At 29.6% G+C, this 25,263-nt stretch carries 20 protein-coding genes; 5 read left to right on the forward strand and 15 right to left on the reverse strand.

Features of this window, described 5'->3' with window-relative positions:
* Window positions 1-71 precede the first annotated feature (71 nt).
* Window positions 72-4,364, reverse strand: coding sequence for a 2-hydroxyacyl-CoA dehydratase (locus G594_RS0106990; RefSeq protein WP_027097929.1), 4,293 nt, complete (start codon window positions 4,362-4,364; stop codon window positions 72-74).
* Between the two features lie 228 nt (window positions 4,365-4,592).
* On the opposite strand from G594_RS0106990, the gene G594_RS0106995 reads away from it, so the two are divergent.
* Window positions 4,593-4,946 carry a tetratricopeptide repeat protein gene (locus tag G594_RS0106995; protein WP_027097930.1) on the forward strand — a complete coding sequence of 118 codons (354 nt, stop codon included), beginning with the start codon at window positions 4,593-4,595 and terminating at the stop codon, window positions 4,944-4,946.
* A 173-nt stretch (window positions 4,947-5,119) separates the two neighbouring features.
* Here G594_RS0106995 and G594_RS0107005 read toward each other — a convergent pair whose 3' ends face one another.
* The 3 genes from G594_RS0107005 to G594_RS0107015 are packed head-to-tail and all read right to left on the reverse strand — an operon-like array spanning window position 5,120 to window position 8,094.
* Window positions 5,120-6,190, reverse strand: coding sequence for a transglutaminase domain-containing protein (locus tag G594_RS0107005; RefSeq protein WP_051195929.1), 1,071 nt, complete (start codon window positions 6,188-6,190; stop codon window positions 5,120-5,122).
* Window positions 6,191-6,200: 10 nt separating this feature from the next.
* A complete protein-coding gene (gene recX / locus G594_RS0107010) occupies window positions 6,201-6,839 on the reverse strand; it encodes a recombination regulator RecX (protein WP_027097932.1) in 639 nt (212 codons plus the stop codon).
* Between the two features lie 7 nt (window positions 6,840-6,846).
* A complete protein-coding gene (locus G594_RS0107015; protein WP_027097933.1) occupies window positions 6,847-8,094 on the reverse strand; it encodes a M16 family metallopeptidase in 1,248 nt (415 codons plus the stop codon).
* Window positions 8,095-8,272: 178 nt separating this feature from the next.
* Between G594_RS0107015 and G594_RS0107020 the strand changes: the two genes are divergently transcribed.
* The 3 genes from G594_RS0107020 (at window position 8,273) to G594_RS0107030 (ending at window position 12,393) form a co-directional block, all read left to right on the forward strand.
* Complete coding sequence (locus tag G594_RS0107020; RefSeq protein ID WP_027097934.1) at window positions 8,273-8,944, forward strand: response regulator transcription factor; 672 nt, start codon at window positions 8,273-8,275, stop codon at window positions 8,942-8,944.
* Complete coding sequence (locus G594_RS0107025) at window positions 8,944-10,440, forward strand: sensor histidine kinase (protein ID WP_027097935.1); 1,497 nt, start codon at window positions 8,944-8,946, stop codon at window positions 10,438-10,440. Before G594_RS0107020 ends, G594_RS0107025 begins: the two co-directional genes overlap by 1 nt.
* 345 nt (window positions 10,441-10,785) lie before the next feature.
* Complete coding sequence (locus G594_RS0107030; RefSeq protein ID WP_027097936.1) at window positions 10,786-12,393, forward strand: Na/Pi cotransporter family protein; 1,608 nt, start codon at window positions 10,786-10,788, stop codon at window positions 12,391-12,393.
* A gap of 228 nt (window positions 12,394-12,621) precedes the next feature.
* On the opposite strand, the gene ymfI is transcribed toward G594_RS0107030, so the two are convergent.
* The 5 genes from ymfI to nrdD form a co-directional block, all read right to left on the reverse strand.
* Complete coding sequence (gene ymfI / locus G594_RS0107035; protein ID WP_027097937.1) at window positions 12,622-13,362, reverse strand: elongation factor P 5-aminopentanone reductase; 741 nt, start codon at window positions 13,360-13,362, stop codon at window positions 12,622-12,624.
* 16 nt (window positions 13,363-13,378) lie between these two features.
* Window positions 13,379-14,314: a dipeptidase gene (locus G594_RS0107040; protein ID WP_027097938.1), complete on the reverse strand. Its 936-nt coding sequence runs from the start codon at window positions 14,312-14,314 to the stop codon at window positions 13,379-13,381.
* Between the two features lie 20 nt (window positions 14,315-14,334).
* The gene (locus G594_RS0107045; RefSeq protein WP_027097939.1) at window positions 14,335-15,246 is read right to left on the reverse strand and encodes a metallophosphoesterase; all 912 of its coding nucleotides are present in this window, start codon (window positions 15,244-15,246) and stop codon (window positions 14,335-14,337) included.
* A 117-nt stretch (window positions 15,247-15,363) separates the two neighbouring features.
* Window positions 15,364-15,870 (reverse strand): anaerobic ribonucleoside-triphosphate reductase activating protein, encoded by a 507-nt coding sequence (gene nrdG, locus G594_RS0107050; RefSeq protein ID WP_027097940.1) that lies wholly within the window; start codon window positions 15,868-15,870, stop codon window positions 15,364-15,366.
* Between the two features lie 347 nt (window positions 15,871-16,217).
* Complete coding sequence (gene nrdD, locus G594_RS18525) at window positions 16,218-18,281, reverse strand: anaerobic ribonucleoside-triphosphate reductase (RefSeq protein ID WP_051195930.1); 2,064 nt, start codon at window positions 18,279-18,281, stop codon at window positions 16,218-16,220.
* Between the two features lie 370 nt (window positions 18,282-18,651).
* Here nrdD and G594_RS0107060 point away from each other — a divergent pair, with 370 nt between their 5' ends.
* Complete coding sequence (locus tag G594_RS0107060) at window positions 18,652-19,185, forward strand: hypothetical protein (RefSeq protein ID WP_027097941.1); 534 nt, start codon at window positions 18,652-18,654, stop codon at window positions 19,183-19,185.
* A 162-nt stretch (window positions 19,186-19,347) separates the two neighbouring features.
* On the opposite strand, the gene G594_RS0107065 is transcribed toward G594_RS0107060, so the two are convergent.
* The 6 genes from G594_RS0107065 to eutM form a co-directional block, all read right to left on the reverse strand.
* Window positions 19,348-21,720, reverse strand: coding sequence for a DUF2207 family protein (locus tag G594_RS0107065; protein WP_027097942.1), 2,373 nt, complete (start codon window positions 21,718-21,720; stop codon window positions 19,348-19,350).
* Between the two features lie 287 nt (window positions 21,721-22,007).
* On the reverse strand, window positions 22,008-22,547 hold the full coding sequence (gene rbr / locus G594_RS0107070; RefSeq protein WP_027097943.1) for a rubrerythrin: 540 nt from the start codon (window positions 22,545-22,547) through the stop codon (window positions 22,008-22,010).
* Window positions 22,548-22,568: 21 nt separating this feature from the next.
* Window positions 22,569-22,949: a desulfoferrodoxin family protein gene (locus tag G594_RS0107075; RefSeq protein ID WP_027097944.1), complete on the reverse strand. Its 381-nt coding sequence runs from the start codon at window positions 22,947-22,949 to the stop codon at window positions 22,569-22,571.
* A gap of 142 nt (window positions 22,950-23,091) precedes the next feature.
* Window positions 23,092-23,232 (reverse strand): hypothetical protein, encoded by a 141-nt coding sequence (locus G594_RS20080; RefSeq protein ID WP_155849292.1) that lies wholly within the window; start codon window positions 23,230-23,232, stop codon window positions 23,092-23,094.
* 45 nt (window positions 23,233-23,277) lie between these two features.
* Window positions 23,278-24,408 (reverse strand): DUF116 domain-containing protein, encoded by a 1,131-nt coding sequence (locus G594_RS0107085; RefSeq protein ID WP_027097945.1) that lies wholly within the window; start codon window positions 24,406-24,408, stop codon window positions 23,278-23,280.
* A gap of 526 nt (window positions 24,409-24,934) precedes the next feature.
* Window positions 24,935-25,222: an ethanolamine utilization microcompartment protein EutM gene (gene eutM / locus G594_RS0107090; RefSeq protein WP_027097946.1), complete on the reverse strand. Its 288-nt coding sequence runs from the start codon at window positions 25,220-25,222 to the stop codon at window positions 24,935-24,937.
* Window positions 25,223-25,263 lie beyond the last annotated feature (41 nt).

Below are 25,263 nucleotides of genomic sequence, written 5' to 3' on the forward strand. Positions count from 1 at the left end.
TTTTTTATTAAAAACATCCTGTTTTTTTACATATAAAAAGGGATTAGATATGCATCTATCCCTTTTTCATTTTATTCTATTGTTATTAAAGTCTCTTCTGTTATACTCGCCTCTTTATGTGCTGGTAAATCTATAAACATCTCACCTTCAAGCTTCTTAAATGCTACAGAAAGCATTAACTTAATTCTATTTAATTGATTCACCTCTGAAGCTCCTGGATCATAATCTACTGCTACTATATTGGATTCAGGATATTTTTCCTTAAGTGCCTTTATCATTCCTTTACCTGTTACGTGATTTGGTAAGCAAGCAAATGGTTGCATACAAATTATATTAGACGTACCACTTTCAATAAGTTCTATCATCTCTCCTGTTAAGAACCATCCTTCACCAGTTTGATTTCCTAAAGAAAGTATTTGTGATGCCATTTTTCCTAAATCTTTAATATGAGCTGGAGCATGGAATCTCTTAGAGTCATTTAAAGCCTTCTTCATAGTTTTTCTATAGCTTTCTAAGAACTCTATGACCATCATATATATATTTCTCTTAACCTTACTTTCACCAAGACATTTATACTTAAAGTCCTCATCATATGCTGTGTAGAAGAAGAAGTCCATTAAATCTGGCATTACTGCTTCAGCACCGTTTTCTTCAATTATATCAACAACATTATTATTAGCTGTTGGATGGAATTTAACAAGAATTTCTCCTACTAAACCAACCTTAGGCTTCTTTATATTTAATAACTCTAACTCATCAAATTCTTTAACTATTTGTTTTATATTTTTATTAAATGTTCTCTTGCTACCATTCTTAACATTTTCTTTAGCTATTTCATTCCACTTTTTATATAAAGCATTAGCAGATTCCTTTACTTTTTCATAAGGTCTTGTAGCATATAAAACTCTCATGAATAAATCCCCATAAACCATCCCCATAATAGCTCTATTAATTAAAGGTAGAGTAATTTTAAACCCTGGTTGTTTTTCAAGCCCTACAGCATTTAAAGATAATATAGGTACTTGTGGAAATCCTGCTTCCTTTAATGCTTTCTTTAAGAACCCAACATAATTTGTTGCTCTGCATCCACCCCCTGTTTGAGTAATAATGACAGAGGTATTATTAACATCATATTTACCTGATTTTAAACCATGTATTATTTGTCCTACAACTATTATTGATGGATAACAAGCATCATTATTAACATACTTTAATCCTTCTTCTACAGCCTCACTATCTATAGCAGGAAGCACTTCTAAATTGTAACCACATGACCTTACTGCCTGTTCTATTATATCAAAATGAATTGGAGACATTTGAGGAGCAATAATAGTATGTTTTCCCCTCATTTCTTTTGTAAATGTAGGATTTCTAAACTCTATTTTTTCCTCTACAGGCACATATCCATTTCTTTCTCTTTCTTCCATAGCAGCCTTTAAAGATCTTATTCTTATTTTAGCAGCTCCTAAATTGTTACCTTCATCAATTTTTAAGCATGTATATATCTTTCCTTTAGAAGAAAGAATTTCTGAAACTTGATCTGTTGTAACTGCATCAAGACCACATCCAAAAGAATTAAGTTGAATTAATTCTAAGGAATCATTCTTAGCTACAAAACTCGCAGCCCTATATAATCTTGAATGATACATCCACTGATCAACAACCCTTAAAGGCGAATCTAATTCTCCTAAATGTGCCACACTATCCTCTGTTAATACAGCCATATCAAAGGAGTTAATTATATCAGGTATTCCATGATTAATTTCTGGGTCAATATGGTATGGTCTTCCTGCTAAAACTATACCCTTCTTTCCAGTTTCCTTTAAATATTCTAATACTTCTTTAGCTTTATTTCTTATATCATTATCAAAGTTTTCTCTCTCTTTATAGGCCTCTTCAACTGCCTTTCTTGCTTCATCTATAGTTACATTAAAGTCCTTAAATTCTTCAACTATTCTTTCTGACAATACATCTTTTTCTTCTAAATTTAAAAATGGTTGAATAAATTTAATATTCTTCTCTTTTAACACATCCATATTATTTCTTATCACTTCTGGATATGATGTTACCATTGGACAATTATAGTGATTATTGGCATCCTTAAACTCTATTCTCTCGTAAGGAATACATGGGTAGAATATATTTTTTATCCCCCTATTTATTAATGCCATAATGTGTCCATGAGCAATTTTTGCTGGATAACAAGCAGATTCAGATGGTATTGTTTCTATTCCAAGCTCGTATATACTCTTACTTGAAACTGGAGAAAGCTCTACTCTAAATCCTAAATTAGTTAAAAGTGTAAACCAAAATGGGTAGTTTTCATACATATTAAGAACTCTTGGTAATCCTAAAGTCCCCCTTTTGGCTTCATCTTTCTTTAATGGAATATAATTAAAGGTTCTTTTAAATTTATACTTGTACATATTAGGAACTTCTTCTTTTATCTTATCTATTCCTAATCCTTTTTCACATCTGTTTCCAGAAATAAATTCTTCATCTGTAGAGAATTTATTAATTGTTAAAAGACAGTTATTTCCACAGCGACCACATCTCCTAAAATCAGAAGTCATTTGGAAGCTATCAACCTTTTCCTTTGAAAGAATAGTAGACTTTTCTCCTTCTACATATCTTTCCTTAGAGATAATAGCTGCTCCAAAAGCTCCCATAAGCCCAGCTATATCTGGTCTTACTGCTTCTCTTCCAGATATAAGTTCAAAACTTCTAAGAACGGCATCATTATAGAATGTACCACCTTGAACTATTATCTTTTCTCCCATTTCTTTTTCATCACGTATTTTAATAACCTTAAACAATGCATTTTTTATTACTGAATATGAAAGTCCGGCTGAAATATCTGCTATTTCTGCCCCCTCTTTTTGGGCTTGTTTAACTCTGGAATTCATAAACACAGTACACCTTGATCCTAAATCAACTGGTGATTTTGACTTAATTGCTTCCTTAGCAAAATCCTCCACCCTCATATTTAGTGATTTACCAAAGGTTTCAATAAAGGACCCACATCCTGACGAACATGCTTCGTTAAGTAAAATTGAGTCTATAACTCCATTTTTTATTCTAAGACACTTCATATCTTGTCCACCAATGTCTAGTATAAAGTCAACTCCAGGCAAGAAGTAATCTGCTGCCTTATAATGTGCAATTGTTTCAATTTCTCCTATATCTATATGTAATGCAGCTTTAATCAAAGCTTCACCGTATCCTGTTACTGCTGAGTTAATAATTTCTACTCCTTGTGGCAACTTAGAATATAGGTCTTTTAATATCTCTATAACCTTCTTTAAAGGATTTCCTCCATTACCACCATAAAAATCATAAACAATTTCTCCATCTTTATTAATTAACACCACTTTTGTTGTAGTAGATCCTGCATCTATACCTAAGAATACACCACCTCTACAATCCTCTAGTTTTCCTCTTTTTGCTTTTGATTTAGAGTGTCTCTTTTCAAATTCATCATAATCACTTTGTAATTTAAATAATGGTGATAATCTATCTACTTCCTCTTCATTTATATTTGATATATTTTCAACTTTCTTATGTAATTCTTTAAAGCTAATAAATTCTTTATTTCTTGATAAAAGTGCAGCGCCTATAGCAACAAAAAGCTGAGGGTTTTCAGGAAAAATCACTTCATCATCCTTTAAACCTAAAGTTTCAATAAATCTTTCTCTTAATTCAGATAAAAAGTATAATGGCCCTCCTAAAAATGCTACATTTCCCTTTATAGGCTTTCCACAAGCTAGTCCACTAATAGTTTGATTAACAACAGCTTGAAGTATTGATGCAGCTATGTCCTCTGCTTTAGCTCCTTCATTAATTAATGGTTGCACATCAGTTTTAGCAAAAACTCCACATCTAGAAGCTATTGGGTATATAACACTATGTCCCTTTGATAATTCATTTAACCCCATTGCATCAGTGTTTAATAGAGTTGCCATTTGGTCTATAAACGCACCTGTACCACCTGCACAAGTACCATTCATTCTCTGTTCTATTCCGCCTTTAAAATATGTAATTTTGGCATCTTCTCCACCTAATTCAATTGCCACATCTGTTTCTGGTATAACTTCTTCTACTGTTTTAGTACACGCTATTACCTCTTGAATAAAGTCTACATCTAACCACTTTGATACAGAAAGCCCTCCAGAACCTGTTACACCTACTGTAATTTTGCACTCTCCAACAACATCATAAGCCTCTTTTATTAAATTAATTATTGTGCTTCTAATATCAGAAAAATGCCTTCTGTATTCACTGTAAACAATATTCTCATTACCATCTAATACTATTAATTTTACTGTAGTCGACCCCACATCTAGCCCCATATTATATTTTTTCATAAATACACCTACTTTAGTAAATTTTGCCCCAAACTATATTATAGACTCCTTGAAACTTATTTCAAGAAAAGCACCGAAAATTTAAGAATGATTTAAAGATTTGTAACATTTGTTTACTATTGTAATTATTTATTTATATTATGAATATTCATAGAAAAATATGTATATATTATATTGCCAATGTCTATAATCATAATGAACTTATATTTTATACTTATGGAGGAAACTATGAATTTTTTTAGCGAAGGTAATAAACTTTACAATTCTCAAGATTATTTAAGAGCTATAGATTGTTATAAAAGAGCTGTTTCTAAAAAAGAAAATGAAGCTTGCTCCTACTATAATGCTGGTGTTTGCTTCATTAAACTTAAAGATTATGACAATGCTATTACCATGATACAAAATGCTCTGTCTCTTCAAAAAGATAGCAAGTATTACTTTAACTTAGGGTATTGCTATGCCATGAAAGAGGATTCTAATAAAGCTTTAGTTAACTTTAATATGGCTTGGGCATTAAATAATGATGATGATGACTGTGAAAAAGCAATTAAACTAATAACATCTAAAATCAGAAATAAGTAAATAACATTTCACATTCTTATATGTAGAAGACTGAAATCAATTTCGGTCTTTTCTTTTTATATTTTAGTTATAACCATATAAAAAATCCATTTTGCTCCAATCTTCTTTAAAAATATCTTGGCTATATCTAATTTCATATGCCTTAAAAAAGGAGCCAAATAACTTTAGCTCCTTTAAAATTCTCCTGCTATATTTTTAGTTCTGTGTGTTTCTTCAAAGTTTGATGAATCAAAATAATTACCTGAAATATAAAAAGTTGGATCTACATTTATCCACTTGCCTTCATCTTCAAGATATACCTGATTCCATGCATGACTTACAAACTCACTTCCATTGTAAGCATCACCTACAATAATTCTATTTTTTAATCCTATAGCATTACACATAGCTGTATAAAGACAAGCATAATCAAAACAAATTCCTCTTTTATCTCTAAAAGTTGGTATTGCTCCACTTTCAAAGGATGATGTATTTTCCATTATAGAATCTGCCTTTTCATCATCATAAATCACATTGCTTCCAACCCATCTATAAATACTTCTAGCTTTTCCTCTATCACTAGTATCTCTAGAAACTAATGCTTTTGCTTTATTATCTATGCTTGCATTAGATTTAACCCCTTCATCTAAGGTAATACCATTATAATAAATAATTTTATTGCTAGATATATTCTCCTTTAGTCCATTTGAAATAACTTGAACCTTTTTACTATCTACCATTTCCTCTAGTTTATCATAAGGCTTAAGTCCATCTAATATGCCTACTCTATAGCTTGAACTTACTAAATTATTATATAAAACTAAGGGAATACATATTAAAACAATAAAAATAATTCCCCTTATAAATCCAAATATAATAGAAAAAATTATAAGAAAAGGACTATTGTGTCTTAGTTTGTTTAAAGCAGAATTTAGTGAAAATGAATGAACCAATTTAAGTACTGAATATATAATAAACTTAACCACAGCAAATATTCCCACTAATAAAATAACATGAACTATTCCATTATCTCTTATTGAATTTTGAAATACTTGAGCTAATAAGTTACCAACCATAATGTCAAACTTTTCATAATAAGAAAGAATTATGAAAAATGTAACTATAGTTGAACACCCTGATAAAATTGGGTCTACTGCTTCGTTTAGATCTCGACTATATACTACTTTTCTAACACAAGTAATTATAGAAAAAATAATTATCCCCAAACAGACTAGCTGTTGAATATCTAAGTTAAATAAATCCATAGGCTCACCCTTACTCTAATTCTTCTACATTGACAACTTCCTTAACTACCTCTTTTACCAAAGAATAGTCATACCCCCTACCTACTAAAAATCTACATAGTTTATTCCAAATCTTATATTTATCACTTTCTCTTTTAGAAATTGCTAGGTACCTTTTTCTAGCCAACTCTAGTGCTGCTTCTTTTTCTTCATCTTTATCTATTGTTTCTAATGCACTTTCTATATCCTCTTGGTCTACTCCTTTTTTCATAAGGGCATATTTTATTCTCCCTCTACCTTGGGTTTTAGACCTATCCTTAACGTACATCTTTGTATAAGCTTCATCATTTATAAACTTGTATTCACTTAAAAACTCTAAGGTTTTATCTATCTCATCTTTTTCATAACCTTTTTCAAAAAGCTTTTCTTTAATTTCTTTTTCAGTTTTATAGCTTCTTTCTACTATTCTTAAAGCTGTATTCTTACACTTTATTATATTGTCCTCTTTAACTACTTCTTTTAGCTTTTCTTCATTTATTACTAAGTCTTTCCTTAATCCCTCTCTATATACAAGTTCTGCACTTACAGAAAAGGCATAGGCTTCATCAATATAAATATTAACCCTATCTTTTGTTCTTTTTTGAGCTTCTATCTTAGTTATTTTGCTCATTTATAATCTACTCCTTTGGAGATGTTAAAATATGAATTGTAGGATCTTTTAGTACCAACTTTGATACTTTATAAATTTTATCCTTATTTAAATTATTTAAACCTTCCATATCCTTAACAAACTCATAAATATCTTCATCTTCAAGCTCCTGATGTAGTATATAGTTACAAAGTTCAGCAGAGTCCTCTAAAGTTGATATTACTGCAGTTTTATGGACCTTTTTCATTATAGCTAAGTCCTTATTACCTATTTCTATATTTCCATTAACTACATTATTTAATGTTTCATCAATTGCTCTTATAGCCTCTTCCACATCTTCATCAGAAACTGCAGTGTATACATATAAAGTCTTAACGTTCTTTGTCATATCTAAATGTGTATAGATATCATAAGCAAGTCCTTTTTTTTCTCTTACCTCTCTAAAAAGCAATGAATTAGAGCTTTCACCTAATCTGTGATTTAGTATTCTAAGTGCTAACTCATCATTCTTATCTAAATGATAAAATGTATATAAATAAACTATAGTACTTTGCTCCATGTCGTTTTTATAGCTTACTTTCTTTAGTGGAGTATTATCTTCACAAATTACAGGATGTTCTACTTCCTCTGCCCCTTGCCAATTAGAAAATTCTCTACTAATTAACTCTTTAGCATCTTCATGTTCCATAGATGATACCATTGTTATTAAGCTGTTTTTAGGAGTGTAATACTTATTATAAAACCTTTTAATATCATCCCTTTTTAATCCTTTAACAACTTCTTCTAATCCTGTAACATCATATCTTAATGGACTACTATTAAAAGCCACTTCATTTACTCTTTTAAAACTTAAATCCTCTATATCATCCTTGCTTGTTCTCATTTCTGCAAGAATTACCCCTCTTTCCCTCTCTATCTCTTCTTCTGGAAAATTGGATGAAGTAATCATATCTCCTAATAATATACAAGCATTCTCTAATTCTTCACTTAAGCAACTTATTGTATATACTGTAGAATTATAATCTGTATATGCATTATATTCTCCGCCTAAAGATTCAAGCTCATCATTAAGCTCTTCATTATTTCTTTTATTTGTCCCCTTAAAAAGCATATGCTCAATAAAATGACTTATTCCCTTTTCTTCTAAGGACTCATATATTGCACCCACTTTAACTCCTAAATTTATAGAAGCTATTTGAGTATCTTTCTTTATAGTTAATATTTCCAAACCATTATCTAAATAGTGTTTTTTCACATCAAAATTCAGCTTAAGCATCAATTATCTCCTTATCAATCATTGTATCTATATAATATAAGCTTTTTTACCTAACTTTACAATATATAATTACATTATTCTATTTTATATCCTCGGAATTTTCTATATAATGTACATAAGGTATATTATAATAACTTTAACTTCTTATACAAACAATAATGAAAGGAGTTTTTATACTATGAGAAAAAATATTTTAATTGTTGAAGATGAAATAAGAATAAGGTTTCTATTAAGAGATTATTTCCAAAAGGAAGACTTTTTAGTATATGAAGCTGAAAACGGTAAAGAAGCTTTAGAAATCTTTAAAAGTAATAAAATCGACCTTATAATTTTAGATATAATGATGCCTGTAATGGATGGATTAACTGTATTAGAAAAAATACGAGAAGTATCAACAATTCCTGTTATTTTACTTACTGCTAAGGGGCAAGAAGAAGATAAACTTCAAGGATATGACTTTGGAGCTGACGATTATATTACAAAACCTTTTAGTCCTAAGGTTTTAGTTGCAAAGGTAAAGGCTTTGTTAAAAAGGACTAGTGAAAAAATAGATTCAAGTACCCAAAACTTTAATGGGTTAGTAATAAATAAACTTTCCAGAGAAGTAAAAATAGATGAAAATATACTTTCATTATCCCCAAAAGAATATGAACTTCTTATATATTTGGCCTCTAATGAAGGTATTGCTTTAAGTAGAGATAATATATTAGATAATGTTTGGGGAATAGATTACTATGGGGATATTAGAACAGTAGATACCAATGTTAAAAGATTAAGAGAAAAATTAGGAGATAAAGCTAACTATATAGTTACTGTTAGAGGTAGCGGATATAAATTTGAGGTGAAATAATGAAGAATAACTTATCAAAAAAAATATTCATCATTACTCTTAGCCTTTTACTTGGATTAATGATTGTTATATTTATATTTCAAACCTTCTTTTTTCAAAGCTTTTATGAATTAAAGAAAAAGAATAATTTAGTTAAAGATATTAATAGGTTTACTTCCTTATATGCTAATCAAACTCAAGATTATAATAGCATTGGCAAAGCATTAATTATATTAGAAAGTGAAACAAATTCAAGAATAGGTATTTTCTCTTCCATTACTGGAGATACACTTTATATCTCTGATTCCTACAGTGAAGATACAGCCTATGTTAGAACACTAAAACAACTATTGAAAAATAATAATTTAAGAAAAGAGATTATTGCATCAGGAAAACCTCAAACCATAGATTTTATAGATCCTAATAGTAACAGTACGAAAATTGGTGTTTTGGCTCCTATGAGTTTATATTCTACTAATGATTCAATATTAATTTCAGTTACATCCATTCAACCTATTCAAGAAGCTTCTGATGTTATAAGGGAATTTTATTCTTACATATTTATAGGTTTCATATTTATATCAATATTACTTTCTACTGTATACACTAATCTTATATCTAAACCACTTATAAAAATTAATAATGTTGCTAAAAAGATGTCCCAAATGAACTTTAATGAAAAATGTAAAATTGACAGAGAAGATGAAATTGGAAATCTTGCTAGTACTTTAAACTTTTTATCAAGCAATTTAGATGGAGCCCTTCAAGACTTAAAAGAAAAGAATAAGAAACTTGAAGAAGATATAGAAAAAGAAAGAAATCTAGAGATTATGAGAAAAGACTTTGTTGACTCTGTTAGCCATGAATTAAAAACTCCAATAGGTATAATAGAAGGATATGCTGAAGGTCTTAAAGATGGTATTGTTTCTGGAGATAACGCCCTAGAATACCTGGAGACAATAATTGATGAATCAAAAAAAATGAGCATTCTAGTCACAAATATGCTTGAAATATCTAGACTTGAATCAGGTGTTATAAAACCAAACTTAGAAATTTTTAATATTAATAGATTAATTAAAAACTTAGTAAATAAATTTACTATTGAAGCAAATGAAAATGGATTAAGAATAATTTTTGATGAAAAGACTGACTTCTCATATGTAAAGGCAGATAGATTTAAGATGGAACAGGTTTTAACAAACCTTATAACTAATGCAATAAAATATACTCCTGAAAATAATGATATTGTTGTATCTATCTCCATGAAAGATAGTTTTTATGAAATATCTGTAATAAACTATGGTATTCAAATAGATAAAAATGATATAGATAAACTTTTCAATAAGTTTTATAGAATAGATAAGGCTCGTAGTAGAAATAAAAATAGCACAGGTCTTGGCTTGTCTATAGTAAAAAACATACTAGATATTCACAACTTTAATTACTCTTTAAATAATATTGAAAATGCTGTAGAATTTAAATTTCTATTACCTGTAGAAAATCCACCTGAAGAATAGGTAAATAGTAACTTAGTCCCTATTTTAGGGAAAAAGGTCCTAACTTAAGCATATTCTGTTGATTTATGTAACTTAGTTATATATACTTGTATTGTAAGATTATTCCTAGCAGATATGGAAGTTTACACAACGTCACAACTCCCCAAGAACCCTATATCATAAAGATACTACTCTCCCAGGTAGTATCTTTTTTTATTCCGTATTATTTGACATAATTTTTGTAACTTTTTATTATACGTATTGTTAAATATAGGTTAAAGCTCTTAGAATTGTTAACTTTTAATTATAAAATAGTATTGTACATTAAATTTATGTAAAAATTATATATTCGAAGGAGCGAAAATTTTGGACACATTTAACATTTTCATTGAAGTATTTGGTGGTTTAGGTTTATTCCTTTTTGGAATGAAACTTATGGGAGATGGCTTAGAAAATGCCGCAGGAGAAAAACTAAAAAGTATATTAGAAAGAGTTACTAGCAATAAATATATAGGAGTACTTGTAGGTACTATTGTAACAGCAGTTATCCAAAGTTCTAGTGCTACTACAGTTATGGTTGTTAGTTTTGTAAATGCTGGACTAATGACATTAATGCAAGCTGCTGGTGTTATAATGGGTGCTAACATTGGGACAACCATTACAGCTCAAATGGTTTCCTTAGATTTAGATAAAATAGCACCAATATTTATAGGCCTTGGTGCTATTGGTTTATTAGCCCTAAAGAAAAAAAGAGCTAGAGATATTTCATCTATAGCCTTAGGTTTTGGTATTTTATTTATGGGAATGGGAGTTATGTCATCTTCATTAAATCCTATCACCCAATCAGATGCCTTTAGAAATGTAATTTATATAATTGGAAATAATAGATTTTTAGGTGTTTTAGCTGGACTTGGAATGACTGCAATAGTTCAAAGTTCCTCTGCTACTACTGGTATTTTAGTTGCTTTAGCAACAACTGGTTCTATAGATATGAATGTAGCACTTCCAATAATTTTAGGCTGTAATATAGGTACATGTGTAACAGCTTTACTTGCTTCAGCTGGAGCTAATAGAACTGCAAAAAAAGCAGCTCTTATTCATTTATTCTTTAATGTTATTGGTGTAGTTATTTTTATTCCATTTATGACTCCATTAATTTCTTTAATTGAAAGTATAGATCCAGGTAATGTTGCTAGACAAGTTGCAAATGCACATACTATATTTAATATTTCTGTAACTATAGTACTATTACCTCTAGCTAAATACCTAGTTTTACTTGCTAATAAACTTTTACCAGGTGATGAAATTATCGAAAAAGATGGTGCTATCTATTTAGATAAGAATTTACTTGAAACACCTGTTGTAGCAAGTTCCCAAGTTTTTAAAGAAACTATAAGAATGGGTGAAATAGCTAAGAAAAATATAGAAGCAGCAATGGATGCATTCTTAAATAATAATGAAAAGAATATAGAGCAAGTCTATAGAAGAGAAAAAATAATAAATAATCTAGAGAGAGAAATAACAGACTACTTAGTAGATTTATCATCCTATGATTTACCTGTAACAGATAGTAAGAACTTAAGTGCTACTTTCCATGTTATAAATGACATTGAAAGAATTGGTGATCATGCTGAAAATATAGTTGAATTGGCTACTGATAAAATAAATAATAATATTTCTATTGGTACTGATGCGAAAAATGAATTAATAGCTATGTATGAAAAAACTTTAGAAGCTTTAACTTTAGCTATTGAAAGCTATAAGAATGAAGATAATATAGAAGCATTAAATATTAAAGAGATAGAAGAATCCATAGATAAATACGAAAAGGATCTTAGAGAAAACAATATTAGAAGATTAAATGAACACTCTTGCTCTGCAAACTCAAGTACAATTTTCCTTGATTTAATAAGTAACTTAGAGAGAATTGGAGACCATTCAAATAATATTGCAGCTGCAGTGAGAGAAAGATAGATAAAAAGATAAGCAGGTTAATTAGGATAATAGAGATTAGGAGGAGAAATTGCTTTGCGATTTCTGTTCCATATACTCCCCCATTTTAGAATATTCATCAATACAATTGCTATTGTGCGTCTTAGTCAACACTCACTTAAAAGAACTTTGCCATAGGCAAAGTTCTTCCTTCACTTTATTATCTTTATTCTCTCTTAATAAGATAACTTTGCCCTAAGTAAAGTTATTTTAAATATACCCTCCATCCACTCTAAGTATCTGTCCTGTAATATAACTTGAATCATCTGAACATAAAAATACTGCTGTCTTTCCTATTTCTTCAGGTAGTCCAAACCTTCCAACTGGAATCTCATTTTCTAGTTCTTCTCTTTCCTCTTGACTTAAAAATGAATTCATCTTTGTATCTATAACACCTGGTGCTATAGCATTAACTCTTACATTAGATGGAGCCATTTCCTTTGCTAAGGCTTTTGTGAATAAGTTTAATCCACCCTTTGATGTAGAATATAAAACCTCACAGGAAGCTCCTACTTCTCCCCACATAGAAGAAATATTTAAAACTGCTCCACCTTTTCCAAGCATATGAGGTATTGCTAACTTTGTAAGATACATTGCTCCTAAAAGATTTGTGCTAATTAACCCTTCAATATCTTCCCTTGTTGCATCCATAAATAATCCTAATGTACTTCTTGCTGCATTATTTACAACTATATCAACTTTACCAAAATGCTCTAAAGTTTTATTAATTATCTCCTCTGCTCCTTCAAAAGAAGAAACATCCCTCTTTATAGCATATGCTACTACCCCTAGCTCTCTTAAAGCTTCTAGAGTTTCCTTTGCACCCTCTTCATCCTTAGAATAATTAATTACAACGCTAGCTCCCTCTTTTCCTAATTCAATAGCTATAGCTCTTCCTATTCCTCTTGAGGCACCAGTAATAATGGCTACCTTACCTAATAACTTTGACATCTTTCTTTACCTATCCTTACTTTAATGTATCTATTAAAAATGATAATGCATTTTTATAGTATATTTTTTCTATTTCATCTATTGTAAAACCTTCTTTTTCTAAGGCTTGTGCTAATTTTCCCATTTCAGAAGCATCTTTAACTTCCACTTCATTTCCTATACCATCAAAATCACTACCTAATGATATAACATCTATTCCACCAACATTTTTTATGTGCTTAATATGTGAAACCAAGTCCTTTATTTGAGTAACTTTTTCATAACCTACAAAGTCTGCACAGAAGTTAATTCCCATAATTCCACCTTTTTCTGATAACTTTTTAATCATATCGTCAGTTAAATTTCTTGGGTGCCTTTTTATACTTCTGCTATTTGAATGTGTTACTATAAATGGTTTCTTGCATTTTTCCACCAAATCATAGAATCCCTTATCTGAAAGGTGTGATGCATCAGGAACTATTCCTAATCTCTCCATCTCTTCCACCATTTCTATACCTTTAGGTGTAAGTCCCTTATCCTTATATAAAAATTCATAGTTAGGGTATCCTAGACTATTTTTATAATTCCATGTTAAGGTAATAAATCTAACTCCATAATCATAAACCTTTTGAATATTATCTATGTTCCCTTCAAGGGTTTCTCCCTCTTCTATGGAAAGAAATGCTCCTATCTTTTTATCCTTTTCAGCCTTTGATAATTCCTCTACATTCCTAACTAAAGTTATATCCTTTTTATTTTTATCCAACTCTTTTTCTAGATTTCTATGCATAATTTGAAACTCTAAAAATGGATTTTTAACTTCTCCTATATCTATAAAAAATGCAAATACTTGAGCTAAAGCTCCGCCCTTTTTCATCTTTTCAATATCAATTTTAAAACTATTACTTTTTAGTCCACCATTTTCATATAACATTCTACCAGCTGTATCACAATGTAAATCAATATACTTCATAGCTATTTCCCCTTTTTTCTTTACTCTTTTACATACTTTAGATATTCATCCACCCTTTCTGGACCACCTAAAATATTTCTTCTTATGTATAAGGTGTTATCATCTCTAACATCTATTATCCATTTAACTAATGCTATAAGTCCACTACTAATTTCTATTGTACTTATAGAATAGGGTAAAACGCAACATCCATCATTAAAATACAAGCCTTTTCCTAACTTAGGAAACCTACTTTCATGAGTATGTCCACAAATAATAAATTTATTATATTCTTTGCTCCACTCAGCTAATTTCTTATCTACTTTACCACCTTTTTTATAGTTATTAGCTGGACTAGTTGGAGCTTTAAACCCTGCAATACCTTCCATGTATCTCCAAAGGTGCCTTACTAAAAACTTGCTTACAGGTGCAAATTCATAATTCATAAAATCTAGCTGATGCCCATGGGTTATGAATATCTCCTTCTTACTTGGCTCATGTCTTAAAACTATACTTTCTTTAAATTTAATTTTATCCAATAAATATATTAAGTCTTCACCAAAGGCCCTATCTATTTTATGAAGCTTTCTTTTTTGCTTTTCTAAATATTCTTTAGATGCTTTCTTACCATCATGGTTCCCATAAAGCATATGAAGTCTTCCATGTTTATTAAATTTATTTAATATTTGAAAAACATCTCTATAATTATAAGAAATATCTCTATAACATTTATTTTTCCATAGTTCATCTCCATCTCCTGCTTCAATAAGTGTATATCCTTCTTTATAATAGTAATTTAAAGCTGCTACATATATATTTTTATTGCTTATTAATGAATCAGCATAGCTTCCATCTCCTCTATGAACATCGCTAATTACAACTATTTTAGATTCTCTATCAAAGGGTATTCTATCACTTATATTGTATAGCTTTAATAATTTATTAGGAGTCATACTATCCCTTCTTATAATTACTCATTATAACATTATATGAAAATAAAACTAAACAGTGATTACTCCTAAATAATTTTAAAGGAGAAACTGCAAAGCAATTTCTCCTTTAAATATCAACTATTCATTTTTTATTATTAAACTTATTTCTCCAGTTTCAAGAGTCTTTTTAACATCAATAACTCTTTGATTACTTGAGCCTCTATATTTTAGTTTTATGTCCCTATTTTCTAGCTGAAAGCGTCCATCAATAAGAACATCAACTTGTTGAAGAATTCTTCTCTTCTTTTCATCATTAATTATATTTTCATAAATATAACCTGACCAAAGCCAAATATCTTTCCCTGTTTCTTCTTTAACTCTTTTTAAAAGATTTACTAAAGAATCATCCATAGTTTGTTCCATTGGCTCTCCACCTAGAATATTTACTCCCTTAATATTAGGATTTTTAACATAGGATAAAAATTCATCTTCTATCTCTTTTGTCCAAAGTTCTCCACTATTAAAATCTTGAAGATCTTTGTTAAAACATCCTTCACAGTTATTTGTACATCCTGTAACAAAGAGAGTTGTTCTTATATCTGGTCCATTTGCTACATCAAATTTTCTTATTTTTGCATATCTCATGAAAACACCTTCTTATAAATGAAGTACTCTATCTCCTATTTCAGCCGTTCTTCCTTTATTCCAGAAATTTGTTCCTATATCGTACCACCGTTGGTTTCCCAATACTTTAACACCTTATATAAGGTCGGACTAGACTATCCCTTTACAATATGTTCATTACACATGTATTACCATTATAGTCGTTGAGCCTTCTCCATATTTTTAGGAGCTTGGTTGCGGATTGTCCAATCCTAATGCCTTTTTACCATACCTAAGCAATTACTCTTAGCCATAATACTATTTCTAATATTACTTGGTAGCATTAAGCTCTAAGGATGTCCCCGCAGTTTCGGTAATTTAACGTGAGCCTATATTGTTAACCCACAAGTTCTTCTCATTACTTGCATTTCGCTTTCTTCTCTATTACCACATGATGGACAGTACCATTCTAAGTTTTCATCTAACTTAATTTCTCCTGTATATCCACAACTATAGCATATATCAGGTTTTGTATTGATTTCTGCATATTGAATATTGTGATAAATGAAGTTAATTAGGCTTTCTACAGCTTCTACATTTCTTGTTAAATCAGGCACTTCAACATATGAAATACAACCACCTAAACTAATACCATGGAATTGAGATTCAAACTTAAGCTTAGAGAAAGCATCTATTTCCTCACATACATGAACATGATATGAGTTTGTATAATAAAGTCTGTCTGTTACGTTCTTTATTTCTCCAAATCTAGCTTTATCTAATCTACAGAATCTATAAATTAAGTTTTCTGCTGGTGTTCCATATAAACCAAAACCTAATCCTGTTTCCTTCTTCCACTCATCACATGCATCCTTCATATGATTCATAACTTCAAGTGCAAACTTCTCTCCTTCTTGAGTTGTATGGCTTACCCCTAGCATTGATTGAACCATTTCATGTACTCCTACATATCCAAGGGATAATGTTGAATATCCTTCATTAAGAAGCTTGTCTATAGCTTCACCCTTCTCAAGTCTAGCAATTGCACCATGTTGCCAGTGAATTGGCGAAACATCTGAAACTGTACCTAATAACATATTATGTCTTGTTATTAATGCTTCCTTACATAAAGCCAATCTTTGGTCTAAAAGTTCCCAGAATAACTCCATATCACCATTTGCAATAATACCTATTTGTGGAAGGTTAAGGCTTATAACACCTTGATTGAATCTTCCATACCACTTATAATCTCCATTTGAATCCTTCCAAGGACTTAAATGAGATCTACATCCCATTGGTGGGAATGTATTTCCTTCATAGTTCATTCTCATAATCTTAGCTGATTGATAATCAGGTACCAATCTCTTTGCAGTACATTCCGCAGCAAGCTTAGTTATGTAATCATACTTTCCACCTTCTAGGCAGTTATGCTCATCTAAAAGGTATACTAATTTAGGGAAGGCTTCACCTATTTCTTGTCCCTTATAGTTCTTCATACCTTCAAGTCTTTGTTTAATCATTTCTTCACATATTAATGCCATTTCCTCTTCATATTCATTACCTTCTTCAATTTCAAGGTAAATTGTACTAAATGGCGCTTGTCCGTTAGTTGTTTGAAGAGTTGAAAGCTGATATCTTATAGTTTGTACTCCATCCCTCAAGTCTTTCATCTTCATGTCATTAGCTAAATCTATTGCTAATTCTTCATTATTATATTTTTCCATATAGAATTTATAATACTTGTCATATGTAACTCTTAAGAACTTAGCTAAATGCTTAATTGTTATACTTTGACCACCATATTGGTTAGATGCAACTTGAGCAATAATTTGTGTAGTCACTGTACAAGCTGTACCAAAGGATTTTGGTGATTCTACTAATTTATCATTTATAACTGTACCATTGTTTAGCATGTCCTCAAGATTTATAAGACAACAATTGAATATTGGTGATAGAGTATAATCCATATCATGCCAGTGAATTGCACCTTCATCATGAGCTTGCACTAAATGTGGTGGAATTAATCTTCTTCTTGATATATCCTTAGACACTTCTCCTGCAATTAAATCTCTTTGAGTTGCAGCTATTACAGAATTCTTATTTGAATTTTCCTTTAGTACATCCTCATTTGTCTTTTGAATTAACCCTAATATACTTTCATCTGTTGTATTAATATTTCTCTTAAATGATTGAACAGCTCTATATCCCTCATATGATTTAGCTGTTATTGATTGACCATAATGCACTAGTCTTTCATAAACATAAGATTCAATTTTATAAATTGTTGGAGTTTCATTTTCATCCTTAAAATAATTCTCTGCATCATTTGCTATTAATTTTGCTATATCTGGTAAATAAATACCACTTCCATGTTTCATAGCCTTTAAAATAGCCTCTCTAATCTTGTGTTTGTTGAATTCAACTATGCTTCCATCTCTTTTTATTACTTCCATGTACATTCCCCTTACAATAAATTACCTCTTATGGTTTAATATGTTTATTTTTTCAAATCAACTAAAGCTATTATAACTTATAAAAAAATAGTTTTCAGAAATTAAATTAATAGATATTTATAACTATTTTCATCTTTCTTCGTTTTTCTATTATTTTTGCTAATTATTGCACTATATCATCATTTGCACAAAATATCGGGTTATGATAAGAATTTTTCACTATATATTGTGGTACCCCTAAAACTAACACTATACATTGGGGGTGACCTATAAACCTCTATTTTACCAAATCCTTTAACATAGTTGACTACATTATTTATAGTAGTATAATGTTCTACATTGACTATTTATCATTATGGAGGGATGGCATATGAATTCATTTATAATAATATTACTTGGAATTGTTTTTTTAATGACACTAGGATACTACATAAGCTCTTTATATTCTGTTCATTATAAAACTGTATGGAAAAACAAATCAAATATTAAATATAGAGTAAAAACTAGTTCAATAACTTCTTACGCTCCTTTATTTGGTTTAATCCTAGCAACAATAATATTTGCTTTCTATTTTAGAAATTCTGGGTACAGTCCTATAATTACTGGAGCAATGGTTATAATTACTATTGTAGTTGGACTACTAATAAGATTAAGTATTAAAGAACTTTACTTTTTTGATACTTACTTAGTTTTTAAAAATAACTATATTGAATACTCAGAAATGGTCAACTTATTATTAAAAAGGAATCCTAAAAATGGAGCATATGAAATGGAAGTAACAACTAAGACTGACCTTGTATCTTGTAAGATAAATGTAGAAGATAGTAAATCTACTATTAAAGACATTAAGGTTATACTACCTAAAAACATAAAAATTAAAGAAGTAGATTGTAAAAATAAATAGAAAAAAGCGTCGCATTTTTTGCGACGCTTTTTTAAGTGGGATGAAACACGAAACCAAAGAAATTTTATCAATTGCTTGCTACAACCTTATGATAACATAGCATTGTTAAATCAAATTACATCTTTGTAAACTAATTGTAATATTGAGGTTAAATCCTATAGCCTACCAGCTTGATCCACTTCCACCACCAGTTCCTCCTCCTGAGAAACCTCCATCAGAAGAACTTGTATTATGAGATCCCACAGTATCAGATACTGAATTCATATTAGTACTAATTATCCTAAGCATACTATAGCTATTTAAATCTGTATACCCTGTATAATATGGTGATTTATCTACTTCTATGCCCTCAAATTTATCAGCCCATTTATCTGTTATATTTAGTACTTGAGCATAAGGAAGTATATTATAAAAATAATTTGGATTTTCTTCTAGTAAGGCTTCTAACCTTTCTTTTTCTGCTGTTTCTAAAAATTTTCTGAATCCTAATATTTTTTCTAATATCTTTCTTCCATATTCACTTCTCTTTGGTAAAAGTCCTGCCATAATAATTATTGAAAAAATACATATAGCTACTACAATATCAGTTATAGCATAGGATCCTATCTTAAAGATTAATACTATAATAAAGGCTGATAATAAATATATAAATAAAGCAATAAAAAATCCTAATTTAGCTTTATTAGTAACAATTCTATTTAAATTATTTACGTTTAAAGCATAAATTATAATATACACAATACTTATTATTCCAGCTGATATTAAAGATAATCCAATTACATCTCCATTAGTTAAATTGCTTGTATACTTGGCAGAGATATAGAACAATACCATTGGAATAAATGATATGAATAATAACAACACTGAAATCTTTCTTGATTTTGCATCTGTTAGCTTCTTTCTTTTACCTTTAAATACTGATTGAACTGAATTAATAGCTGAGGAGATTTTATTTTCTAACTCTCCATTCCTTAGCTTAGCTTCTGTTACCTCATTACTTTTCTTAAATAGCCCTTTAAACAAAGTATGTTCATACTTTTTATGCTCACTATCTAGTTCACTGATTTTTATCAATTTAAACTCATTATTCTCATCAAAATTGATTTCTAAATGACCTTCACTTGCCCAAAGATAAATTAATGAAGTAATATCCTTAGGTGTACAACTATTTTTATAGGCATAAGCCAATTCTGCACTATTCATTCCATCTGGAGGATAAAACTCTAACTCTAGTTCGTATCTCCTTTTTTCTTTAAATACTAAAAATAAAATTCCTGAAATTATTACTACTATAAATGATAAAATAATAGTTTTTATTTCTGACTTATCCATCTCTCTTGTAAATAAACTATTATCACAGTCTATTGATATAAATACCTTTTCTCTTGGATGAATAGTATTTGTATTATTAAATGTAACCTTATTATTCTCTCTAGCTAGGGTATATCTATCCTTATTACTACCAATGCCTCTATCTAAAAAGTTTACCAAAGCATTTTCTATAGGAACCTCTGATTCTACATTTACAATAAGATTATCAACCTTACCTTCGTAATTATTACTCTTTAAACCTAAATAGATATCATCTGCAAGTCTTGGCCTAACCTTATAAGATACCTTAACCTTATATACTCCAACTTCTTTAGGAACATAAATTGAAGAGTATTTTTCTGACACTTTAAATTGGGAATTATCACAGCTTAATTCACTTATCTTATTATATTTATTATCATCCCATAGCTTTATTTCATTTGATCCAAAATCATAGTTTTGTGATGTAACCTTTATTTCAAATTCTCTTTCTACCAAGTATTCCTTTTCTTTTGTAATCTTAATATTAACTATTTCATTATTTATATTGAAAGGATATTTTCTTTCTTTTACATTTTTAAATGTCCCTTCTTCTAACCTTGCATTTATAGTTATCCCATTATTTTCTTTAATTTCTTTTGTAGATTCAATTATAATTTCGTTATCTTTAACTGTATATTTAGAAAGCTTATTTTCTTTACTTCCATATTCCCCATCTGTTAAGGTAATATTCTCTAGCTTTCCTCCTTTAGGATACGTTATATTTGATCTAAAGCTTTCAACTCTTGTATCCCAAGTTGGCAATAGATTTAAATAAATATAGTCTCCATCAACTTCTTCATCATCATAATAATTTAAAGTATATTTTATTATATATCTTTTGTCTCCATCTATAGTTTCATCTTCATCACCTATTTTTAAACTTACATTCCCTGATTCCTTAGTTGATTCATAGGGTGCCCCTATTACAGAAATATCTGAAATACTACATTCCTCTGTACCTGATGAAGTAGTTATATCTCTTTTAATGCCATGTCTGTCTTCATTAAAGTAAACATCTATTGTTTCTGTTATAAAAAACTGTCTCTTATCATTAACCTCCACATCCACTTGCATATTTTTTATATAATATCCTTCATCTTCTGCTTTGGGCCTTACTTCTACAATGTTAATGATAAAAATACTAATTAAAACTGATATTATTACCCCTTTTAGCTTTTTCATATCAATCCCCACTTTTTATTATTTTTGACTATATTTTACCACAAAAAAGGTGGAGTGGATATTTATTTCCCTTGTTCCGTCGCAAGCTCCAAGTCACATGGAAACAAATATCCACCCCACGTGTACTAAAGGTAAGGAAATTATAAAATTACTATCCTTGATTTTATATTTTTTTAATATGAAATTATAATAATACCTTTGAGTTATAGTCAATTGAAATTTTATACTTTCCTAGACATCAAAAAAAGAGGAATTGCTTTGCAACTCCCCTCCATTAATTATTTATATTAATAATTTTCTGCTTTTACTTGGAAATATGATTGTGGATGAGCACATACTGGGCATACATCTGGAGCCTTCTTCCCAATACAGATATGTCCACAATTTGAGCATTGCCAAATTACATCTTCATCCTTAGAGAATACTAAATCTCCTTCTATATTAGCTAAAAGCTTTCTATATCTTTCTTCATGTTCCTTTTCAATTGCAGCAACGCCTTCAAAAAGCTTAGCTATATGTTCAAAGCCTTCTTCTCTTGCTTCTTTAGCAAATTTATCATACATGTCTGTCCATTCGTAGTTTTCTCCATCAGCTGCATCACTTAAATTAGTAGTAGTTTGTCCAATTCCATCATGTAATAACTTAAACCAAAGCTTTGCATGTTCCTTTTCATTTTTTGCAGTTTCTTCAAAAATAGATGCTATTTGAACATAACCATCTTTCTTAGCTTTAGATGCATAATACATATACTTATTAGTTGCCATTGATTCGCCTGCAAAGGCTTCCATTAAATTAGCTTCTGTTTTTGTACCTTTTAAATCCTTCATTAAAATCACCTCGTTAATTATTTAAATTTCTTTTTTCCAAAGACCATGTAAATTACAGTATTCATATGCTTCAATTACTTTTTCATCATCACCTATAACAAACTCTGCTTTTGGTTCATCACTTGGTGATAAATATTTCTTTTGAACACCCTTATCAGTTTTTAGATATATCCATTGTATATAATGAGCTTCCACCATTGGATGTAAAGTGCTTCCTACAACTACCTCTACTTTATTACCATCAATATTGACAACAGGAACATGTTTTTCTACTGCACCATCTGTTGTGTTAGCCTTTAACTCACTCATCTTTTCACCACAACAAACTATAGATACTCCTGATTCTCTTATTACTTCAACGATATTACCACAATGTTTGCAAATTAAAAATTTTGTTTCCATAATCTTTCCTCCTTTTTTCTCTATTTCTACTTTATATTACTAATTTTAACACAAAATTCTGAATATTTTATTAATATACTGTTAATTATATTATTCAAGACATAAAAAAATACCTATAGAATTCCTCCATAGGTATTTTTGACTAGATAGTTCCTATTTTAATTGCATCTTTTTGAACCTTATCTGGATCTGTTGGCTTTAAGTTTTCATGTACCTCATCCATTCTAAGTTCCGTCTTAACCACATCTTGAATTTCTTTGTTATACACATTCTTATCATTCATAATTTAATCCCTCCCTAAGGATAGGATGTCCATTTATTTATTCCTTTATCCTTTAAGTATATAACTTAATCTTTTTTCATTTATAGCTGTCATTTTGCTTTCTTTAAGCCAGTGATTATTACAGCCACACTCCTCTAAGATAACACACTGAGGAATAAATCCTAACCTTAATGCCTTCCATCCTCCAGAGATTAAATTTAGCACACAAGCTATTCCTATTATTCCTATCTTATCATTTTTTTCTCTTTTTGCATTTAATAAATTTGTTTCATGTGATATAACATATACCTTAAAATCTAAACTTTTTCCTAAGGTTGTTAACTTATTTATATTGCATTCTTTTGAGCATCTTTTACATACATCTCCAAGTTTTTCTTTTGAACTAGGGCATGGCTTTAAAGTTTGTTTCATGCAAGCTGGTGCAAAGACAATTTTTTCTTCACATCTTAAAAATTTTTCTTTATATACCTTATTTAATATTTCAGCGCAAACCATATTAAAAATGTACTGTATTTCTCCCTTGCCACAATAAATTATATCCTCTTTGTTTATATGTATTAATTCATATGTACTTAAATAACTCTTTACACCTGATATATACTCTCCTAAATAATACTGACCTTCCTTTAGAAGATATTCCCCTTCCTTTAAAGCAAACATTAAAACTTTTCCTACATAATTAGAATCTTTTTCACATAAAAAATCCATCCATATGTTAAGCCTAAAGACTTCTTCTTTAAAATCACCTGTACATTCCAACCAAGATAGGATCTTCTTAAATAAATCTAAATCTAATTCTTTAATTTTTTTCTTTTTTAATAAATTCTTAAGTATTGCTCTACCTTTTATAATATCTACTTTTTCTTTTATTCTTTCTTTATCCCTTAAGGAATTTAACCATTTAAAAATTCCACTCCACTTAGGATTGAAACCATAGGCATATTCACTATACTCCATAAGAATTACACCAATAAATAATAATTCTACTGCATATTCCTCTTTAGTCCTTAAAGCTTCTACTTTGTTTTTCACTATATACTCCATAAAGTCTTGTAGATATTCCTTTCCATTTTGAAAAACATCTAAAATTACTTTCTTGCTTAACCTTTCAGCTTTTCCGTAATAGTTATTTGAAGCAGCTTGTCCCCCTTTCAATGAATATGTTATGGAACTCATGATACACCTTCCTTTATATAATATTTAAACTATGTCCTTTAACATATATTACTCTTTTTGAAAACACCCCATGAACTACAGTGATAACCTCCCCCTCTGTTATAGATAAATAATTTGCTTTAACAAAAAACTTTATTTCACGTTTATTATTAAAACCAGTAGCATATACTGTAAATCTAGTAAATTGATGTTCAGTTTCAACAGCTGCTATCCTTGAACAAACACCTGTTAGACTTGTTTCTATACCAAATAAACATTCAATAAAAAATAATGATATTAAGTAGATAGCATAATATGCGCTTATTCTTCTACATCTTATGATAAACCTTGTTTCCTCGTGAGGAGAAAACCAAATTTTAAATCTCCAATAAAATTAATCTACCAATTTTTTTAATTTCTCTTCTCTACCATATTAATAATCACCCCTTATTTTTAATTAATTCTATAATTAAAAATAAATCCCTTTAATTCTAAATATAAAAAAGCCACACTAGTTTACTAGCATGGCTCTTATCTTACAATAATATTATTTTGCTTCTTTTGAAGCAGGTAATATTACTTCTACTTCCACATGTGGTCTTGGAATTACATGTACTGAAATTAATTCTCCAACACGTTGTGCTGCAGCTGCACCTGCATCTGTAGCAGCCTTAACAGCTCCAACATCTCCTCTAACCATTACAGTTACTAATCCTCCACCAACATATTCTTTTCCTATTAAATATACGTTTGCAGCCTTAACCATTGCATCTGCTGCTTCTATTGATCCTACTAATCCTTTTGTTTCAATCATTCCTAATGCATCATATTTCATTTTTAAATCCTCCTAAAATATTAATAAATTTATTTATTATA

It is taken from the genome of Clostridium paraputrificum AGR2156, assembly GCF_000424025.1.
GTDB lineage: Bacteria > Bacillota > Clostridia > Clostridiales > Clostridiaceae > Clostridium > Clostridium paraputrificum.

Coding starts and splice junctions, on each gene's coding strand:
- G594_RS0106990 (WP_027097929.1), bottom strand. CDS start 4,364: ATGAAAAAATATAATATGGGGCTAGATGTGGGGTCGACTACAGTAAAA.
- G594_RS0106995 (WP_027097930.1), top strand. CDS start 4,593: ATGAATTTTTTTAGCGAAGGTAATAAACTTTACAATTCTCAAGATTAT.
- G594_RS0107005 (WP_051195929.1), bottom strand. CDS start 6,190: ATGGATTTATTTAACTTAGATATTCAACAGCTAGTCTGTTTGGGGATA.
- recX (WP_027097932.1), bottom strand. CDS start 6,839: ATGAGCAAAATAACTAAGATAGAAGCTCAAAAAAGAACAAAAGATAGG.
- G594_RS0107015 (WP_027097933.1), bottom strand. CDS start 8,094: ATGCTTAAGCTGAATTTTGATGTGAAAAAACACTATTTAGATAATGGT.
- G594_RS0107020 (WP_027097934.1), top strand. CDS start 8,273: ATGAGAAAAAATATTTTAATTGTTGAAGATGAAATAAGAATAAGGTTT.
- G594_RS0107025 (WP_027097935.1), top strand. CDS start 8,944: ATGAAGAATAACTTATCAAAAAAAATATTCATCATTACTCTTAGCCTT.
- ymfI (WP_027097937.1), bottom strand. CDS start 13,362: ATGTCAAAGTTATTAGGTAAGGTAGCCATTATTACTGGTGCCTCAAGA.
- G594_RS0107040 (WP_027097938.1), bottom strand. CDS start 14,314: ATGAAGTATATTGATTTACATTGTGATACAGCTGGTAGAATGTTATAT.
- G594_RS0107045 (WP_027097939.1), bottom strand. CDS start 15,246: ATGACTCCTAATAAATTATTAAAGCTATACAATATAAGTGATAGAATA.
- nrdG (WP_027097940.1), bottom strand. CDS start 15,870: ATGAGATATGCAAAAATAAGAAAATTTGATGTAGCAAATGGACCAGAT.
- nrdD (WP_051195930.1), bottom strand. CDS start 18,281: ATGGAAGTAATAAAAAGAGATGGAAGCATAGTTGAATTCAACAAACAC.
- G594_RS0107060 (WP_027097941.1), top strand. CDS start 18,652: ATGAATTCATTTATAATAATATTACTTGGAATTGTTTTTTTAATGACA.
- G594_RS0107065 (WP_027097942.1), bottom strand. CDS start 21,720: ATGAAAAAGCTAAAAGGGGTAATAATATCAGTTTTAATTAGTATTTTT.
- rbr (WP_027097943.1), bottom strand. CDS start 22,547: ATGAAGGATTTAAAAGGTACAAAAACAGAAGCTAATTTAATGGAAGCC.
- G594_RS0107075 (WP_027097944.1), bottom strand. CDS start 22,949: ATGGAAACAAAATTTTTAATTTGCAAACATTGTGGTAATATCGTTGAA.
- G594_RS20080 (WP_155849292.1), bottom strand. CDS start 23,232: ATGAATGATAAGAATGTGTATAACAAAGAAATTCAAGATGTGGTTAAG.
- G594_RS0107085 (WP_027097945.1), bottom strand. CDS start 24,408: ATGAGTTCCATAACATATTCATTGAAAGGGGGACAAGCTGCTTCAAAT.
- eutM (WP_027097946.1), bottom strand. CDS start 25,222: ATGAAATATGATGCATTAGGAATGATTGAAACAAAAGGATTAGTAGGA.